General features: G+C 60.6%; 15 protein-coding genes. 5 read left to right on the forward strand and 10 right to left on the reverse strand.

Annotation, left to right across the window (positions count from 1 at the left end; translation table 11 throughout):
* Nucleotides 1-7: 7 nt before the first annotated feature.
* From AAE029_RS08080 to AAE029_RS08095, 4 genes are all read left to right on the forward strand, one after another.
* Nucleotides 8-919 (forward strand): ABC transporter substrate-binding protein, encoded by a 912-nt coding sequence (locus AAE029_RS08080; protein WP_371072311.1) that lies wholly within the window; start codon nucleotides 8-10, stop codon nucleotides 917-919.
* A gap of 18 nt (nucleotides 920-937) precedes the next feature.
* Nucleotides 938-1,951, forward strand: a complete 1,014-nt coding sequence (locus tag AAE029_RS08085; protein ID WP_371072312.1) for an amidohydrolase family protein — start codon at nucleotides 938-940, stop codon at nucleotides 1,949-1,951.
* 23 nt (nucleotides 1,952-1,974) lie between these two features.
* The gene (locus AAE029_RS08090; protein WP_371072313.1) at nucleotides 1,975-2,829 is read left to right on the forward strand and encodes an HpcH/HpaI aldolase/citrate lyase family protein; all 855 of its coding nucleotides are present in this window, start codon (nucleotides 1,975-1,977) and stop codon (nucleotides 2,827-2,829) included.
* Nucleotides 2,830-2,905: 76 nt separating this feature from the next.
* Nucleotides 2,906-4,246 (forward strand): MmgE/PrpD family protein, encoded by a 1,341-nt coding sequence (locus tag AAE029_RS08095; protein ID WP_371072314.1) that lies wholly within the window; start codon nucleotides 2,906-2,908, stop codon nucleotides 4,244-4,246.
* Nucleotides 4,247-4,407: 161 nt separating this feature from the next.
* Here the strand turns inward: AAE029_RS08095 and AAE029_RS08100 are convergent, their stop codons facing one another.
* The 7 genes from AAE029_RS08100 to AAE029_RS08130 all read right to left on the reverse strand — a co-directional run bounded on the left by AAE029_RS08100 (nucleotide 4,408) and on the right by AAE029_RS08130 (nucleotide 11,377).
* Nucleotides 4,408-5,439, reverse strand: coding sequence for an amidohydrolase family protein (locus AAE029_RS08100; RefSeq protein ID WP_371072315.1), 1,032 nt, complete (start codon nucleotides 5,437-5,439; stop codon nucleotides 4,408-4,410).
* A gap of 19 nt (nucleotides 5,440-5,458) precedes the next feature.
* The gene (locus AAE029_RS08105) at nucleotides 5,459-6,331 is read right to left on the reverse strand and encodes an amidohydrolase (RefSeq protein ID WP_371072316.1); all 873 of its coding nucleotides are present in this window, start codon (nucleotides 6,329-6,331) and stop codon (nucleotides 5,459-5,461) included.
* Between the two features lie 29 nt (nucleotides 6,332-6,360).
* A complete protein-coding gene (locus AAE029_RS08110; protein WP_371072317.1) occupies nucleotides 6,361-7,347 on the reverse strand; it encodes an ABC transporter substrate-binding protein in 987 nt (328 codons plus the stop codon).
* Nucleotides 7,348-7,486: 139 nt separating this feature from the next.
* Nucleotides 7,487-8,293: an ABC transporter permease gene (locus AAE029_RS08115; RefSeq protein ID WP_371072318.1), complete on the reverse strand. Its 807-nt coding sequence runs from the start codon at nucleotides 8,291-8,293 to the stop codon at nucleotides 7,487-7,489.
* A complete protein-coding gene (locus tag AAE029_RS08120; protein WP_371072319.1) occupies nucleotides 8,290-9,168 on the reverse strand; it encodes an ABC transporter permease in 879 nt (292 codons plus the stop codon). The genes AAE029_RS08115 and AAE029_RS08120 overlap by 4 nt, the downstream gene beginning before the upstream one ends.
* Nucleotides 9,165-10,220, reverse strand: a complete 1,056-nt coding sequence (locus AAE029_RS08125) for an ABC transporter ATP-binding protein (protein WP_371072320.1) — start codon at nucleotides 10,218-10,220, stop codon at nucleotides 9,165-9,167. Before AAE029_RS08125 ends, AAE029_RS08120 begins: the two co-directional genes overlap by 4 nt.
* A 53-nt stretch (nucleotides 10,221-10,273) precedes the next feature.
* Nucleotides 10,274-11,377 carry an extracellular solute-binding protein gene (locus tag AAE029_RS08130; RefSeq protein ID WP_371072321.1) on the reverse strand — a complete coding sequence of 368 codons (1,104 nt, stop codon included), beginning with the start codon at nucleotides 11,375-11,377 and terminating at the stop codon, nucleotides 10,274-10,276.
* Nucleotides 11,378-11,851: 474 nt separating this feature from the next.
* On the opposite strand from AAE029_RS08130, the gene AAE029_RS08135 reads away from it, so the two are divergent.
* Nucleotides 11,852-13,060 (forward strand): LysR family transcriptional regulator, encoded by a 1,209-nt coding sequence (locus AAE029_RS08135; protein ID WP_371072322.1) that lies wholly within the window; start codon nucleotides 11,852-11,854, stop codon nucleotides 13,058-13,060.
* 348 nt (nucleotides 13,061-13,408) lie between these two features.
* Here the strand turns inward: AAE029_RS08135 and AAE029_RS08140 are convergent, their stop codons facing one another.
* The 3 genes from AAE029_RS08140 to AAE029_RS08150 form a co-directional block, all read right to left on the reverse strand.
* Nucleotides 13,409-13,558 (reverse strand): hypothetical protein, encoded by a 150-nt coding sequence (locus AAE029_RS08140; RefSeq protein WP_371072323.1) that lies wholly within the window; start codon nucleotides 13,556-13,558, stop codon nucleotides 13,409-13,411.
* 349 nt (nucleotides 13,559-13,907) lie between these two features.
* Nucleotides 13,908-14,795: a YghX family hydrolase gene (gene yghX, locus AAE029_RS08145; protein ID WP_371072324.1), complete on the reverse strand. Its 888-nt coding sequence runs from the start codon at nucleotides 14,793-14,795 to the stop codon at nucleotides 13,908-13,910.
* Between the two features lie 444 nt (nucleotides 14,796-15,239).
* Nucleotides 15,240-15,986, reverse strand: a complete 747-nt coding sequence (locus AAE029_RS08150) for an SDR family NAD(P)-dependent oxidoreductase (RefSeq protein ID WP_371072325.1) — start codon at nucleotides 15,984-15,986, stop codon at nucleotides 15,240-15,242.
* Between the last annotated feature and the right edge of the window lie 42 nt (nucleotides 15,987-16,028).

Genomic DNA, 16,028 nt, shown 5'->3' on the forward strand with positions numbered 1-16,028 from the left:
GCCGATCATGACCCATTCCTATCCCACGACCGGCGCCGTCAGGCTGCACACGCTGCTCGCCGAAAAAAACGCCAGCACGAGATCGCTGACGTCCGGGGCTGTGAAGAGCGATCTCGTCATTTTTGATTTCGACGCGCCGGAGCTCATCCACCACGGCTTCAAGCCGATGGTCCGCGAAGGCAAGTTCGACTGGGGCGAGCTGGCGATCGTCACATTCCTGCAAGCGAAATTCTACGGCAAACCTCTGGTGCTGTTGCCGGCCGTCATTGGCGGCCGCTTCCAGCACAATTGCGTCGCCTACAATAGCGCGTTTGGCACGCTCAGGCCTGCGGACCTCAATGGCAAGCGCATCGGCGTGCGCTCCTACACGCAGACGACGGGCGTGTGGATCCGCGGCATCCTGCAGAACGAATATGGAGTCGATCCGGCGAGCGTCCACTGGATCACGTTCGAGGATGCCCACCTTGGCGAGTACAAGGAACCGGCCAACGTCGTAGTGGCTCCGAAAGGCATGAAACTCAAGGACATGCTTTTTGCGGGCGAGGTCGACGCGGCGATGATCGGCAGCGATATGCCGAAGGACGATCGTATCAAGACCGTCATTCCCGATCCGAAGAAGGACGCTTTGGCCTGGCACGCGCGGACCGGTGTCATTCCGATGAACCATATGGTTGTCGTGCGCGAAGAATTGTCGCGGCGGCGCCCCGACGTCGTGCGCGAGATTTACCGCATGCTGCTTGAAAGCCGCGATCTCGACACCCAGCCGGTGGACGGCCTGCAGATGCGTCCATTCGGCGTCGAAGCGCTGCGGCCCTCGCTGGAGATGATTATCGACTATGCGTTCCAGCAGAAAGTTATCGGGCGCAGGCTTTCGGTAGACGAACTGTTCGACGACACAACGCGCAAGCTCGGCGTCTGAAACAAGGAAGAAAAAAACGTGATCATCGATTGCCACGGTCACTATACGACCGCACCCTTCAAGCTCCGGGAGTTTCGCAAGGCGCAGGTTGCCGCATTTGAAAATGGCGGGAAGAAGCCGGACGAGCCGGTCTTTTCCGACGACGAGGTCCGGGAGACCCTCGTTGACGCTCAGTTGAAGCTGCAAAGAGAGCGCGGCACCGATGTCACAATCTTCTCGCCGATCGCCAGCCTCATGGGGCACCATCAGGGCGACGAAGCGATGAGCCAACGCTGGAGCCGCCTTTCCAACAACCTGATCCATCAGGTCTGCAGGCTCTTCCCGGAAAGTTTCGTCGGCGTATGCCAGCTGCCGCAGTCGCCCGGCGCATCGCTTGCCGGTTCCGTTGCGGAGCTCGAACGCTGCGTCACGGAACTTGGCTTCGTCGGTTGCAATCTCAATCCGGACCCCTCCGGAGGACATTGGCAAGGTCCGGCCTTGACCGACCGTTCCTTCTATCCGCTCTACGAGAAGATGGTTGAACTCGACGTTCCGGCGATGATCCACGTGAGCTCCACCTGCACGCCGGCGGTCCATCACACCGGGGCGCATTATCTCGCCGGGGACACGATCGCCTTCATGCAGCTTCTCATGTCTGACATCTTCAGGGATTTCCCGACACTTCGCTTCATCATCCCGCATGGTGGCGGCGCGGTGCCTTTCCACTGGGGACGCTATCGCGGGCTCGCCTATGACCTGAAACGTCCTCCGCTCGCGGAGATGATCCGTGACAACGTGTTCTTCGACACCTGCGTCTACCACTATCCCGGCGTGGCGCTGATGGCGGACGTCATTCCGGTCGACAACATCATCTTCGCATCCGAGATGATCGGCGCCGTGCGCTGCGTCGACCCGGACACGGGTCACTACTTCGACGATACCAAGCGCTACATCGATCGTCTCGCACACCTGACGGACGAGGATCGCCACAAGATCTTCGAGGGCAATGCCCGCAAGGTCTTCCCGCGCCTCGACAAGGCGCTTCCTCACTGAAATGGCTTAGGGAGAAACCAGTCATGACGAGACTGAACGGAATCATCAAGGCGTTCGAAAATGGCCAGAAGGCTTTCGGGACCTTCGCTCCGGCGAGCATGGAATCCGCGCTCTGGGTGTCGTCGGCACCTTATGACGGAGTCATCTATGAGATGGAGCATCGGCCCTGGAACCCGGCCGAGCTCCGCGACACGATGCAGTATATGCTGAGCCGCAAGCAGATCCGTGCCTCTGCCGATTCCGGTCCGTCAGTCACGCCGATCTGCCGAATCCCTGCCAATGGCGGCGAGATGAACCAGTGGCTGGCCAAGCAGGCGCTCGACGTGGGTGTGTTCGGGGTGGTGTGGCCGCATGTCAGCACCGCCGAGCAAGCCTACAACGCGGTAGCTGCCTGCCGCTATCCGCGCCTGAAGACCGCGCCGCGCTATGAGCCCGCGGGGATCCGCGGCGACAGCCCCGGCACGGCCGCGCGTTTCTGGGGTCTTTCGCAGACGGAATACTATCAGAGGGCAGACGTATGGCCGCTCGATCCCCAGGGCGAGATCCTGGTCATCCTGATGATCGAGGATACGCTGGCCATCGAGAATCTCGACGAGATGCTGACAAAGGTGCCTGGTATCGGCGCCGTGCTCATCGGTGAAGGGGATCTCAGCCAGGAACTCGGCTATCCGCGCGAATACGAACATCCGGAAGTCGTCAGGCACATGGCGGAAGTCGTGCGTATCTGCAAGGCGCACGGTGTCCCGGTCGGCCATCCGCATGTCGGCTCCAAGAACGTCGAGCGCGTCATCAACGACGGCTTCGATCTTCTCCTGACGTCGCCCGTGCGCTCCTTCTCCGCGCTCGAAAATGGCCGCAAGCTCGCCGGTCGCGATTGAGAAAGGCATTACCGTCGCACGCTTCGCACCGGCCGCACAATCGACCGGTGCTCCTTCACCCATTTAAGGAACGGGAATGATCACGCAAACGCTTGCGGATTATATCGCCTCCACCGGCACCCGCCAACTACCGGGGGAGGTCCGCCGCTCGGCGATGCATCACCTGATCGACACGGTCGCGGCTATGGTTTCCGGCAGCCTGCTCGAGGCAAGGCCGGGCGCTATCGCTTTCGTCCGCGAATTGTCCGGGCGCGAGCAGGCGACCGTCGTCGGCACCGATATCCTGACCTCGGCGGAGAGCGCCGCCCTTGCCAACGGCATGTTCGCCCATGCCGACGAATCCGACGATTCCCATGGGGCGTCGGTCACCCATCCCGGTTGCTCGATCGTGCCGGCGGCGCTCGCCATCGGCGAGGCGCAGGGCTCGTCGGGTGAGGATTTCCTGCGCGCGATCGTCACCGGCTACGACGTCGGCACGCGCGTTGCAGCGGCAATCGGCGGCGGCGATTTCATGCTGCGCTACCACCATTGCTCATTCGGTGGGATCTTCGGCGCGGCGGCCGCATCGGCCGCACTCCTCGGTCTGGATCCCGCCGGTTGCGCTCGAACGCTGACATTCGCCACCCACCTTGCATCGGGCAGCACTTGCTGGGTGCGCGATCCGGCGCATATCGAAAAGGGCTTCGTTTTCGGGGGCCTTCCGGCCCACAACGGCGTCAAGGCGGCGCTGCTGGGCCGGACGGGCATTCCGACTTCGACCGAGCCGCTTGAAGGCACGCCGGGCCTCTTTGCCGGCTATGCCCGCACATCGAGACCCGCACTTGCAATTGAGGCACTCGGCGACCGTTTCGAGGTGATGCGAACCGCCATCAAGAAGTGGTGTGTGGGCTCCCCCTGCCAGGCTGCACTCGATTCGATCGAGGATCTCCTGAAGCAGCATCGGTTTTCGGCCGATGACGTCGTGGATATCCACGTCACCCTGCCGGAGCGGCGCGTTCTGATCGTCAACAGCAAGATGTCCAATCTCAATCTGTCGCACCTGCTCTCGCTGTTCATCACCGATGGCGGCGTCACGTTCGAATCCGTACACGAAATGTCCCGCATGGCGGATCCGGCGGTGCTTGCATTGCGCAGCCGGGTTCGCATTGAACCGCGTCCCGGTGCGCACCGACGCGAGCATGCGATCATGACGCTCACGCTCAAGGATGGAAGGATCCTCGTGAAGAACCCGCAAACGGTGCGCGGCCAGCCGGAAGACCCGATGGATACCGACGAGGTGATCGCCAAGGCAGAGGGCCTGATCGGTCCCGTGCTCGGCAGTGGTAAGACGGCGCGCTTGATAGAGACGCTGGCGGCGATCGATCGCCTGGACGACGTGCGCAAGCTGCGTCCGCTGCTTCAGCGCGAAACCGCCTGAGGACAGCGCAAGCCCGTTTCGCAAATGGGCGGCACCCAGTCAAAGCCGCGCGCCGCCTAACCTATTTCCAACGACCTTGCAGTCCGGGCCGCCCTATTAGGTCTGAACAGGAGCGTCGAGACAGGAGGCACCGATCAGCAGCACCTCCTTCCCGTTGCCGATCAATGCTTCGCCATGCGGTCGAGCGCGGCATTGAGACGCCCGTAGACCCGGCGCGCATTGCCCTCATAGATCTTCTGGCGGTCGTCATCGGTGAACAACGATACGGCGTCGATGTAGCGCTTGGTATCGTCGAAACGATAGCCGGTCGTGGGATCGACGCCGCGGACTGCGCCGATCATTTCCGATGCGAACAGCACGTTATCAATCGGAATGACCTTCGCCATCAGCTCGATCCCCGGACGATGGTAGACGCAGGTATCGAAGAAGACGTTGTTCAGCAGGAGTTCGTCAAGCGGAGGGCGCTTCAGGTCCTGTGCCAGGCCACGATAACGGCCCCAATGGAAGGGCACGGCCCCGCCGCCATGCGGGATCACGAATTTCAGCGTCGGGAAATCCTTGAACAGGTCCGACAACAGCATCTGCATGAAGGCGGTCGTGTCGCCGCAGAGATAATGGGCTCCGGTCCCATGGAAGGCCGGGTTGCAGGACGCTGCGACGTGAACCATGGCCGGAACGTCGAGCTCGACCATCTTCTCGTAGAACGGATACCAATAGCGGTCGGTAAGCGGCGGGTCGGTCCAGTAGCCGCCGGACGGATCCGGATTGAGATTGCAGCCGACAAAGCCAAGTTCCGTGACGCAACGCTCCAGCTCCTTGATGCAATTGGCCGGTGGCACACCGGGCGACTGCGGCAGCTGGCACACGCCGACGAAGCTCGTCGGGAATATCTGCGTCGCGCGGTAGATGAGATCGTTGCAGACTTCGGCCCAGAGCTGGCTGGTGTTCGCATTGCCAATGTGATGCGACATCTTGCCTGCGCCCGGGGAAAGCAGCGTGACGTCCGTGCCGCGCTCGCGCTGCAGCTTCACCTGATTGTTGAAGAGCGTTTCATGGATCTGGTCGTCGCTGATCTTCAGCGAGTCCCGGGACGGCGTCTTGGTCGGGTCCTTCAGGCCGGCGATCTGTTCCTGTCGAAACAGCGCGAGCGCTTCCGGAGCCGTCGTATAGTGCCCATGGATATCGATGATCATCTCGCTTCTCCTTTTTCGCTTAGGCCGGGATCTTGGCAAGTGCCGGATAGAGCCGCTTGGCGGTGCCCGAGAGGATCCCCACCTGGTCCTTCTCGCTGAGAACCGACACGGCCTTCCGCATCGCATTCACCAGTTCCGGCATCGTCCCTTCGGAAGACGGGTAGTTGGAGCCAAAGGCAATCCTGTCGGAGCCGAACTCCTGCACCAGCTTCGGCAGGAAGCTTTCCGAAGTGGCCTTGCTGTCGGTCGCACTGATGTCTTCAAGCAGCCTCGGCGTCAGCTTGAGGAACATGTTGGGATAAGCGGCGAGGTCGAAAAGCGGCTTCGCCTTGGCATAGGGTGCGCCGTCGCCAACCTTGACGCGGCCGAGATGGTCGAGCAGCAGGCTGACGCCGGGAAACCGCTTCAGGACGGCGTGCACCTGCTTCAGTTCCTCCTCGTTGGCATGGATGTTGATGCAGACCGGAAGCCCCAGGTCCTGGCATTTCTCATAGGCCGGATAGACCCGCGGATCGTCGAGCGAGAGCCACTGCCTGGCGATCGTGCTTCCCTTCGAGAAGATGCGCAGCCCTGTCAGGCCCCTTCCGTGCCAGTAGACGATCTTCTGGACGGCATCATCGGCCAGCACATCGCTGGAAAACACGCCCGTGAACCGATCAGGATACTGTGCAACGGCATCGGCCACGTAGCTGTTGTCGAATCCGTAGGTCGTCGAGGAATGCACGATCGCCGCCTTGGCGACACCCGCCTCCTTCATGCCGGCGATAAGCTGGTCGAGGTCGGTCGAGCGCTCATGCGACCACTCGGAGCGCTTTCCCATCAGGGGAACCACCGGATAGCGGCTGGTATCGCGCGAAACGATATGCGGATGGATGTCGTAGATCTCAATCATCGTGAGCGTCCATGGTTGGAGGGATCGGGTCAGAACTTGTCGGCGTCGATGAAGAGATCTTCGATCGGCAGTTCGCGCGGCATCAGTCCCTGCTGGACGGCATAGAGGCGCAACGTATCGATGGCCGGGCGATTGACGGCGATGCCATAGGGCAGCGGGTCGGGTCCGACGACTGCCGTCTGCTTCAGCATGCGCTTGTCGGTCTTGCTGGTGGCTTCGCCCGAATGAAGCTGGCGAAGGTAGATTTCCTTGGCTTCAACGAAGGCCTTATAGATTTTACGCGCGACGTCGGGGTGCGCGGCCAGGATCGAGTCCTTGATGACCAGCGTGCTGTGCATCGGATAAATACCGGTGCGGCGATACCACTCCGCGCCAAGCTCGTCGGCATTCGGGAAGAGTTCGCGGTAATTGTCGGTCGAGGGTACCGCGTTGGCCGCCCAGCCTTCCTTGGGAGCGCCCTTGCGGCCGATCCCGGCATTGGCGAGGAAGCCCGCCTGGATTCTGCCCTCTGCCATCATGTCGGCGAGTGAGTCGCCCTTCTCGACATGGATGACGTTCGGCGGCAGGACGAGCTGCGGCACATGCTCCTCGTCATCGACCACCCATGTCACCTTGGAGGAATCGAGGCCGAATTCATTGGCGAGGATGCCGCGCGTCCAGACGCCGGTCGTGACGGAATAGGCCCGGACGCCAACCTTCTTGCCTTCCAAATCCTTCGGGCCATTGATGCCCGCATCCGGGCGCACGACGAGACCCGCATGATGGAACCGGCGCTCGAAGAATATCGGCAACGCCTTGTACGGCGCCCCGTAGGCGCGGGCTATGAAATACGTCGTCGGCGCGAGTTCGCAGACGTCGAACTCCACGTCGCGCACCATGCGGCGGAAGGCGGCGATCTGGGGCTCGACCTCGATGAAATCGAAGACGACGCCATCCATCTTGACGCGCCCGTCCTTCAGGGCGGCGGTGTGGCCATGCGTTCTGAGCGCGATGGTCAGGTGAAGTGGTTCGGACATGGGTACTCCTCCATTTGATCGAATATCCGCCGCCCGTCGGGCATGCTGGCGAGCGTGTGGTCGGTATGACTCAGCTATAGTTGGCCGCGTCCTTGCCGCGGTCATCCAAAGCCTCGGCAAAGCCATAAGACTTGCGGTTTCACCGTCGCTCGGTCATCAGCCGCAGCACGCCGTAGAAGCGCTCCACAATCAGCATGAGGATGACGGCGAAGATGATCATCGCGCCGCTGACGGCGGTTATGACCGGGTCGGAGCCCTGCGAGGCGAAGCTGAAGATTTCAGCCGGCAGGGTCGTGTGGCCAGGCAGTGCCAGGAACAGCGAGATCGTCACCTCGTCGAAAGAGATGAGAAAGGCAAAGATCGTCCCCGCAGCCGCACCCGGCGCGATCATCGGCAGGATTATGTGTCTGAGCGTCTGGAACGGCGAGGCGCCCAGGCTGTAGCTCGCCCGTTCCGCCAGCGGATCGAGCGCAAGTACGCTCGTCATCGTCAGGCGGAGCACGAAGGGCAGGCTGATCAGGATATGCCCGGCGATGATGCCGATGGGAGCACTCGGAAGTGCCAACAGGGCCATGAATTGCAGCAGTGCGATCGCCAGGACGATGTGCGGGATCGCCATCGGCATCAGAAGGATCGACAGGATGGTACTGCGGCCTGGAAACTCATAGCGTCCCAGGACCAGCGAAGCGAGGACCCCTAGCGTTCCCGAGACGAGCGCCACCAGCAACGCGATCTGCACGCTGACGACGAGGCCGGATTGAAAATACACGTTCTGCAGCGCCGCTGCGTACCACCTGAACCCGAAGGAGGCGGGCGGAAACCGCACATAGCCCTCGTCGGTGAACGAAACCACCATGATGACAACGAGCGGCAACAGCATGAAGATGCTGAACAGGATCGCGAAGATGCGGCGTGCGAGGTGCCAATGTTCGTTCGAGCGGTTCATTGCAGGGCCTCCTTGAGGTCGCGCCTCTCGAGCAGCCGGTTCATGATGAAGACGAAGGCCAAGGTCATGGCCAGCAGCACGAAAGCGACGGCGCCGCCCATATTCCAGTTCGCGAGCAGGATACTCTGCTGATAGATCATGTAGGCCATGGTCTTGTTGGACGAGCCGCCGAGTAGCAGCGGGGTAGCGAAGGCCGTCATGGCGCTCGCGAACACGATCACGCATCCGGACTGCACCCCTGGCAGGCTCAGCGGCATGATTACGTCGCAAAAACTGCGCCAGCCGGAAGCGCCGAGGCTTGCGGCCGCCGACAGGAGACGCTGGTCCACCTTGAGAAGCGATGCATTGAGCGAAAGCACCATGAACGGGAGGTAGATATGAACGAGACCGAGGATGATTGCCGTCTGCGTGTTCAGGAGATGCAGCGCATAACGTGTCGGCAGCAGCGCGTCGATGAGCCCGTTCGGACTGAACACCACCATCCAGCCATATGTCCTGACGATGACGCTGATGAAGAGCGGCGAGACCACGATCAGCAGCATCACCCGCCGCCAGTTGCTGCGCGAAAAGTAGATGTAAAGCGCGGCGGGATAGGCGAGCGCAAGGGCGACGATAGTTGCCAGCGCACTGAACTTGATCGTCCGCAGCATGATCTCCCAATAGAAGTCGTCGGTGACCACGCTGATGTAATTGGACAGCGTTAGGTGCGTCGCACCCGGCGTGCCCTCCTTCAGGCTGTTGACGAAGATCGCAGCCATCGGGATCACGAAGAAGAAGACGGTGATGACGAGCACCGGCAGCAAAAGAAGGAAAACCGTCGTCTGGCGGCTGAGCCGTCTGGCCGGTAAGGTCACATTGGTGAAGGTTGCGCTCATTGCCCGCCCCCCCTCATGATGCGGCCCGCATCCGCCGCCCAGGACACATCCACCCGATCGCCCGGACGCAGCACCTGCTTGATGTCATTGAGGCGATAGACGAGCAGCGATCCGATCGGCGTATCGACGCGCACGTTGAGTGTACTGCCCAGCGCCGCGATGCCTTCCACGACGCCCGGAAGTACATTTGCCTGTCGCTCGCCGCCGATGCGGATCTCTTCCGGACGCAGAAAGAGCACGGCCGGTGCATCGCCCGACTCGGATTTCAGGCATTGAAATTCATGGACGCCCACCTGGAAAACATTGCGCGCGCGGTCGTCTACGCCGGCGAAAATATTGGCTTGCCCAATAAAACGGGCCACGAACTGGGTCTGCGGTGACCAGTAGATCTCGGAGGGTGTACCGACCTGCTCGAGCCGCCCCTTGTTCATGATGGCGATCCGATCGGCAATGCCGAAGGCTTCCTCCTGGTCATGGGTCACCAGCAGCGTCGTCACTCCGGTTGTCCTCTGGATGCGCTTGAGCTCGGTACGCATCTCCTCGCGAAGCCGTGCATCGAGGTTGGAGAGCGGTTCGTCGAGCAGCATCAGCTGCGGCTCGATCGCCAGCGCGCGGGCGATGGCGACGCGCTGCTGTTCGCCGCCCGACATCTGCCGCGGATACCGCCCGCCCTTGCCTTCGAGCTGGACGAGGCAGAGCAGCTCGGCTGCGCGGCGCTGGATACGCTCCTTGGCTTCGCCTCTTATCTTCAGCCCGTAGCCGATATTCTCCTCGGCCGTCATATGCGGAAACAAAGCATAGCTCTGAAAGACGACGCCCATCTCGCGCCGCTGCGGCGAGACATTGGTAATGTCCCGCCCGGCCAATCCGACCCTTCCCTTGGAAACCTCGGTGAAGCCTGCAATCACCCCGAGCGCTGTGGTCTTGCCCGACCCGGAAGGTCCGAGCAGGCAGAAGAATTCCCCGGGGCTGAGAGATAGGCTCAGCGACTGAATGGCTACAAACGCCCCGTAGGACACCCCTACGTCATCGAGCGACAGAAAAGGCTGCATTCCGAAATTACCCGTCAATTTTAACCACAGAAATCGGTACTTGCCGTGACCCGTTACCGTTCGACCTCCCGGTTCCAGCGCTCGACATATTTCGGCAGGTTCGCCGCGATGTAGCGCCAGTCCGGGATGAACACGCTCTTGAGGTCCGGGAAGTAGATGCGGTCTTCTTCAGGGATCGGCACCGACGAGATGACGGGGGTGTACCCGAAGCCCTCGCGGACCTTCTGCTGGCCCTCAGGCGAAAGCAGGTAGTTGACCCATGCGTGGGCGGCCTTGCGATGGGGAGCCCCCTTCACGACACTTACCCAGGTCTGATAGCCGATACCGCCTTCCTTGGACTGCGACATGCCGATCGGTGTTCCTGCCGTCTTGAGCTGGTAACCGCGGTGTGCCGTCAGGTTGCCAATCCATAGATCACCTTGCTGAAGCGCCGTCTCCATGTTTCCGAGCGATGAATAGAAGTTCAGCATCTGCGGACGCAGCTCCTTGAGCTTGGCAAAAGCCGGATCGACGTTCTTCTCGTCCCCGCCCAGCTGCTTGGCCAAGAGCGCAAGGAACCCGGCCGCGCTCGAAATGTTGATCGACGGCAGCCCGACATGGCCTTTGAAACGGGTGTCCCAAAGATCGAACCAGGAACTCGGCGGCGCCCAGCCGTTCTTCTGGAAGACGGGAATGCTGTACATGAGCTGCACGACGGCGATGCCGATCGGCGCCGCTGCCGCTTCCCTGCCGGCATTTGCCGGAACCTGCGCCAGGTTCGGGACAAGCGATGCATCGAGCGGAGCGACGAGACCCGCATCGATAGCCTGATAGGTCGTGCCGCCGGCAAGCCATATCGCGTCGATGGTAGGGCTTGCCGCCTGTGTGCGCAGTTTCGCTACGTTGTCCGCCGGCTGTCCGGTGATCAGAGTCACGTTGATGTCGCCGTACATTTTCTTGAAGTCCGGGATCAGCATTTCCTCCAGCACCTGCTGCGAGGCCCCGCCTGGCCCGGCAAAAACCAGCTCCGACTCGATGTCGGCGGCGCGAGCGGGCGATGCTCCCCACCCAGGCAATCCTGCGGTTGCAAGATAAGCCCCAGCACCGGCAATCCCTCCAAGGACACCGCGTCGCGTTATGGTCGACAAGGCATTAAAATCACGCAAATCTTCCTTCATAGCGTCTCCTCCCAGCCGTGAATGTCATGCGTCAGGCGATCATTGCCGAGCGTCGGAAGGTTTTACGCATTGAAAAGGGATACCGGGCCATAAGATTTGGCGAATGGCAACTCCGCCCGCGATGATTGCAGTGTGCAAATTGAGCGGGACGGTGGCTTGCGCTGTGCCGTCTCAACGGCGTCTAAGCTATTGTAGAATTGTGGAAACCTTGGACCCGTGCACGAGGCAGTAGTCACTGTCGATGCTCTTCTTTGTTGTAGCGCTCTCGGGTGATTAACTCGGCTAACATGCGTGGTGCCGGCTAGGCCATATTGTCGTGCCGCAAAACTCAGGCTAATTTTCTTGAGGGAGGTAAAACGAGCGACTTCTGCCGCGCACGCGGTAGTTGCGAAGCCGTGCTAAGCCTGCGAGCAAATAGACAGGTATCTCCGCGGATGCTGAGAGGAGCCACGTGCACCGTCTGAGGAGGAGATCATGATTGCGCTACCCAACCTTCGCCACCTGAAGGCCTTGCAGGCTGTCGCCCGTTTGGGAAGCGTTGGCCAGGCTTCGGCCAGCATTCACGTTTCTCAACCGGCCGTCACCCAGGCGATTGCCAAGCTGGAGTCCCAGATCGGAGCTCCGGTTTTCGACCGGCGTCCGACGGGATCCTATCCCACCGAATTCGGAAATATCCTGTTACGCCGGGTGGATCGCTTCTTCGCGATGATGGAGGAAGGCTTTTCGGCCATCTATGGGAGTTCCGAAGTGCAGGATCGGAGCTTTTCGCCGGTCAATATGGTCACGAGCACGCAGATTCGCTCGCTGGTGGCGACGACTGACCCAATGACTGCGACGCAAACGGCAGTCGCCATGGGCGTCTCCGAGACGGCGCTCTACCGGTCAGCCCGCGAACTCGAGCAGATCCTCAACTGTCGCCTGTTTCAGGCTTCCGCCGATGGTGTCATCAACACCCCGGCAGGGGCAGAGCTCACCAGAAAGATTGGGCTTGCCATTAGGGAAATCGAATACGCGCTGGAGGAGGTCGAGGTTGCCAAGGGCCGCGCGGCAACGCAACTAAGCATCGGCGTCCTGCCGATGTCCGCCTCGAACGTGCTCTCGTCAGCCGTCGACGCCCTGACGAGGCGGCATCCAAAGGTCCGTATCAAGATACAGGAGGGCACATACCTCGCGATGCTCAATTGCTTGAGGCTCGGCCAGGTCGATATGAATTTCGGCCTTTTGAGGCGGCCGGACTGGGTTCATGACGTGGTCGAGGAACCGCTGTTCGATGATTCGTTCTGTATCGTCGTGCGCCGGGGGCACCCGCTGCAGCATGCCAAGAACCTTACGCGGGCCGACCTCATGCAATACGAGTGGGTCATGCCTGCTCCTGCCACCCCGCGCCGCCGCGCCATCGAAGAGTTCTTCGCCGGCGAGCCCAGGACATCCTACGCCGTTGAAACTGGCTCGCTCTCCATCATCCGCAGCCTTCTGTCGAACAGCGACCGCATCAGCGTTCTAAGCCGTCACGAAGTCGAGATGGATGATCGAGGTGACCGCTTCTCCATATTGCCGCTGACCCTGAAGCGCCCGTCCGTGAAAGGTGTCACGACAAGGGCGAATTGGCTGCCGACACCATTGCATCTGGAGTTCATCGAGCTTTTGAGGTCCCACACAGCGCAATGCGCGGCACGTGGGTAGTCCAGCAGCCAATCACGGGGACTTGTCGTAAAGGAACCGGAAGGCTTTTCCAGGATAAGGCGAAAAGGCTCGCCGGTTCCCGGGCCGCAGATGATCGGATCGAACCGGGGCGATGCAGCACCTGTTGTTCGGGGGTGACGTCGATCGGCAGCGAAACGGTTGGAAGCCACGCAGGACCGTCCGGGTCCTGCACCCGACCCCATCAGGTAAAGCCGTCAGAGATCTCTGCCCTGATTAGCCGCCGCACCCGGCCGCGAGCGTCGCATTGAGCGCAAGCAGAAATGCACTGCGCCCGGCATGGCGAAATTGATGGATCTGTCCCAATCTGCTCCTGATTCAGCTGTGCGCTCAGCGGTGCCCGTGGCGCGTCGGAACCTCGGGATCGAAATGCTCCCAATGGGAGCCTTCCTTGCGCGCAATGTGCCGCACGAGGATACCGGCTGCGCGTGCGAAGTCCCTGGCACCGATCGCCTCCGCGATCTCGACATGTTCCCGCATGCCGACGCGACAGGAAGCACCACGCCGTCATTCCACGCTGCGCGCGAATTGACCGGGACTGCAGATAACGCTATCGCGCGTTGCCGAAAAGGTCAGGCCGGTTGGTTATCCCGGTCCCGAACACTCGGGATCAGTCGCGAAGGCGAACCCACGGCGCCAATCGATGGTGCTGATTTTGCTGAACACCGGTCAAGCTCCACCTCAAGATCAAGGCAGGCTTTCGTGCTTGCATGGCCACTCGCTTTCTGCCTCTGAGTGGTGATGGGGAGGATCTCGTTCAACCTTGCAAGCGCGATAACGCAACATTGATAAAAAAGGTTCGGCGGCACTGGCCGCCGGACCTTTTTATTCACACGAGATATTTTTGAAACCATGCCACAGTCCGATCCCATGCGAGCTTGGCGGCCTTCTCGTCATAGCGCGGCGTGGAATCGTTGTGAAAGCCATGGTTTACATCTGGGTAGATATACGCCTCGTAGGTCTTGCCCGCCGCCTTTAAGGCCTCTTCGTAAGCGGGCCATCCCTCATTGATGCCCTTATCGAGCCCCGCATAGTGGAGAAGAAGGGGCGCCTTGATGCGAGGAACGTCGGCTGCAGGCGGCTGGCGGCCATAAAACGGTACGGCAACCGCAAGCTCCGGATATGCAACCGCAGCCGCGTTAGCGACGCCGCCGCCGTAGCAAAAGCCGGTAATGCCGACCTTGCCAGTCGTCAGATCGCTATTCATCAGATATTCGACGGCGGCGAAGAAGTCGTTCATTAGCTTTTGCGGATCCACCTGCCGTTGAAGTTCCCGCCCCTTGTCGTCATTGCCAGGATATCCACCCACAGAGGTGAGCCCGTCCGGCGCCAAAGCGATAAAGCCTGACTTTGCAACGCGTCGCGCGACATCCTCGATGTAGGGATTGAGGCCCCGGTTTTCGTGAACGACGACGACCGCAGGGACTTTCCCTTTCATTGCCGTTGGTTTTACCAGATAGCCTCGCACTTCTCCATTTCCGTTGGGAGAGGAATACTGGATATATTCTGCTGAAATGTCTGGATCGGTGAATTCGACTTGCTGAGCCAGCGCGTAGTTCGGGCTCATCGCGGAAAGAATGGCAGCGGCCGTAAGACCGCCGACGGCGTATTTCGCGGCTCGGTCGAGGAACTCGCGTTTAGTAATCCTACCGTGAGCGTAGTAGTCGTAAAGTTCTAGAAGTTCCTGCGGGAAGTCCTTGGCGGTCAACCGTGTCATGGGAGGAAATCCTGTTTCGCTTTCAACCGTATGCACGATAGCGCGAGATCAGCCGGAAAGTGATCACGATTGCGGGAGGTTTCGGTTTGTCAACGCCTAACTCCCTGGCCGCGCCAGCCACGTGCCAGATTGCCAGGTTGGGATTGGCGTCAGGGATCGGTACTGTTATCCCAGCTCACCCTTGCAGAAAGGAGCGGTCGAGAACGCAAGCGCATCATCCGTTCCATGGCGGCAATACGGACCTGGATCTTCCATTCAAACGAAATTAGCTAAAAACGGTACTGCGTAATATCGTCGGTGACTGATGCATGCTTTGGAGAGCGTGGAAACAGTTGTGGCATCGAATCTCAGGCACCTTCGTGCATTTCAAACGGTTGCCAAATTCCAGAACGTGCGAAAGGCTGCACCGCAGCATGCCTCACCCGGCTCACGGACCAATCCTGCTCAACCGACATGGTATCCGCCATCAACGGGCAAGGTGACGCCGGTTACGAATGCCGCCGCCGGCGAACAAAGGAACAGGATCGGTCCTAAAAGATCATCAGTCGTCCCCCAGCGCTTCAAGGCAGAACGCTCGGCAATCTTTTGCTCGCTCTCAGGGACAGACCAAAGAGGCTTCGTCATGTCCGTCCTGTGATAACCAGGTGCGACTGCATTTACGCGGACGCCGTCACGACCGTACTTGTGGGCCATCGCCCGGGTCAATCCGACAATACCGGTCTTGCTGGCAGTATACGAGGGCACGCTCTCGTCGGCCAAGTAGCTCAGCATTGACGCAAAATTGACGATGCTTCCGCCGCTGCGCTTCAATAACGGAAAGGCGGCACGAGAAAGCCGCATGGCGCCGTTGAGGTTGACATCCATGACGTCGAGAAAGACGTCTTCGTGCCATTCCGCATCGGGACGCGCAATACCCTGGCAATTGACGAGCACGTCCAACCTTTGAAACGCAGCAAAGAAACGCTCGACCGCACCGCGATTGCGGACGTCCAGCTTCTCGAACCGCACAGATCCGGCGGCCTGAGCCCGCGCAGTCTCAAGGCGCCCCTCAGAACTTCCCGTCGCGATGACGGTCGCGCCCGCGGTCGCAAAACCTTCTGCCACAGTAAGCCCGATGCCGCTCGTTCCGCCAGATACGACAACCGTCTTGCCCGCCAGAAAATTGGGTGCAAATGCAGCTACACCGTCCATGTCGTTCCCTCCCGTTATCTCCGTGCTGGAGCGGTTCAGCTT

It is taken from the genome of Sinorhizobium sp. CB7 (assembly GCF_041357635.1).
Taxonomy (GTDB): domain Bacteria; phylum Pseudomonadota; class Alphaproteobacteria; order Rhizobiales; family Rhizobiaceae; genus Rhizobium.

Excerpts from the sequence above, each read along its gene's own strand:
- AAE029_RS08080 (WP_371072311.1), top strand. The coding sequence starts at position 8 with ATGACCCATTCCTATCCCACGACCGGCGCCGTCAGGCTGCACACGCTG.
- AAE029_RS08090 (WP_371072313.1), top strand. The coding sequence starts at position 1,975 with ATGACGAGACTGAACGGAATCATCAAGGCGTTCGAAAATGGCCAGAAG.
- AAE029_RS08095 (WP_371072314.1), top strand. The coding sequence starts at position 2,906 with ATGATCACGCAAACGCTTGCGGATTATATCGCCTCCACCGGCACCCGC.
- AAE029_RS08100 (WP_371072315.1), bottom strand. The coding sequence starts at position 5,439 with ATGATCATCGATATCCATGGGCACTATACGACGGCTCCGGAAGCGCTC.
- AAE029_RS08105 (WP_371072316.1), bottom strand. The coding sequence starts at position 6,331 with ATGATTGAGATCTACGACATCCATCCGCATATCGTTTCGCGCGATACC.
- AAE029_RS08110 (WP_371072317.1), bottom strand. The coding sequence starts at position 7,347 with ATGTCCGAACCACTTCACCTGACCATCGCGCTCAGAACGCATGGCCAC.
- AAE029_RS08115 (WP_371072318.1), bottom strand. The coding sequence starts at position 8,293 with ATGAACCGCTCGAACGAACATTGGCACCTCGCACGCCGCATCTTCGCG.
- AAE029_RS08120 (WP_371072319.1), bottom strand. The coding sequence starts at position 9,168 with ATGAGCGCAACCTTCACCAATGTGACCTTACCGGCCAGACGGCTCAGC.
- AAE029_RS08125 (WP_371072320.1), bottom strand. The coding sequence starts at position 10,220 with ATGCAGCCTTTTCTGTCGCTCGATGACGTAGGGGTGTCCTACGGGGCG.
- AAE029_RS08130 (WP_371072321.1), bottom strand. The coding sequence starts at position 11,377 with ATGAAGGAAGATTTGCGTGATTTTAATGCCTTGTCGACCATAACGCGA.
- AAE029_RS08135 (WP_371072322.1), top strand. The coding sequence starts at position 11,852 with ATGATTGCGCTACCCAACCTTCGCCACCTGAAGGCCTTGCAGGCTGTC.
- AAE029_RS08140 (WP_371072323.1), bottom strand. The coding sequence starts at position 13,558 with ATGCGGGAACATGTCGAGATCGCGGAGGCGATCGGTGCCAGGGACTTC.
- yghX (WP_371072324.1), bottom strand. The coding sequence starts at position 14,795 with ATGACACGGTTGACCGCCAAGGACTTCCCGCAGGAACTTCTAGAACTT.
- AAE029_RS08150 (WP_371072325.1), bottom strand. The coding sequence starts at position 15,986 with ATGGACGGTGTAGCTGCATTTGCACCCAATTTTCTGGCGGGCAAGACG.